1 protein-coding gene is annotated in these 1,100 nt (G+C 67.3%); it reads right to left on the bottom strand.

Annotated elements, in window-relative coordinates; genetic code table 11:
- Positions 1 to 280: 280 nt before the first annotated feature.
- The gene (locus ACWCQ6_RS37455; protein ID WP_451097002.1) at positions 281 to 823 is read right to left on the bottom strand and encodes a hypothetical protein; all 543 of its coding nucleotides are present in this window, start codon (positions 821 to 823) and stop codon (positions 281 to 283) included.
- Positions 824 to 1,100 lie beyond the last annotated feature (277 nt).

Genomic DNA, 1,100 nt, shown 5'->3' with positions numbered 1-1,100 from the left:
GGTGAGGCAGCGGCCCAGAGCGGGCGGTCGACGACCCTACGCGAAACCCCGGGCCCGGCCCCGCGACTACCCCCGGCGCACCCGGGGGCGGGCGGGGACCGGGGAGACAGAGCACGGGACCGCGGCACCGGGCCCGGCACGGCGAAACAGGGGGCGGACGGTGGTGCGTTGGGCAAGCCCAGCCGACGGGCGACAAGCAGGGCAGGTAGTCGACGACGCGGAGCGGAGCGGCGGGGGCTGGAAACGGAGCGGAAGCCACCGCGCCAGTCCCCGACCCTACTCAGACCACCTCGGGAATCTCGATGCCGTGAATGTCCAAGTACTGCTCCATGCGCGCCCTGAGCCCCTGTCGGCGCTTACTCTTCACCGCCATGACGTACGCCGACTTCTTAAAGGCGCAGATCATCAGCAGGTCGAGATCACCTCGCGCGAACAGCACGTCGTAGAACGGCGCAAGCGCCTCGTCGGTGTATACGAACTGGCTCATGAGCAGCTGCAACGGCGTGCCGTAGTCCTTCGCCACAGCGTTGACGTCGGCGCCATCGTTGAGCAATCGCCGGAGCAGCGGCGCCTCGAGCTCGGGAGCGAGCCGAGCGCTGCCGAGCAGTGCATGCAGCGCGTTCACGTCGCCACTGGCCGTCGTCGCGTCAGCGCCGTCGTCGAGCAGGCGGGTCGCGATCGCACTGCGCGCACTCGGATCCACGTTCGTCAACGCACCCATCAGGATGCTGCGACCTTTCACCTCGGCGTTCGCCTGCGAAGGGTCGTACGCATCGAGGAACTCGTCGAGGGAGTCCGTCTGCGCGGCGTACACGATGTCCATCCCACTCCTTCTCGGCCTCATCAGTCTTAGCACAGATACCAGCCGCAAAGTCAACACCGTTGCGTTTGGCCCCCGAGCTGTACGTCAAGCCTTGTTGAACAGCGCAACGGGACCACCTGGTAGATCAACGATCGGCGCTGTCACGTTGTTGGGTGTGTGAGTGCCTGACGGTGCGTCGGGGTGTGGCGGGGGTCGGGTTTCGGGCCGGTGTTCAGGCTGCGGCGGGCTGGCCGGCAGCGCCGGTGACCTGGTCCCAGATGGCGAAGCGGATGGTCAT

The sequence above is a fragment of the Streptomyces sp. NPDC001880 genome, from assembly GCF_053594575.1.
The sequence above is the reverse complement of the archived record's forward strand: the minus strand, read 5'-3'. Positions and strand labels throughout refer to the sequence as shown.

Bases quoted from the DNA above. Each gene is read 5' to 3' on its own strand.
- ACWCQ6_RS37455 (WP_451097002.1), bottom strand. From the start codon at position 823: ATGGACATCGTGTACGCCGCGCAGACGGACTCCCTCGACGAGTTCCTC.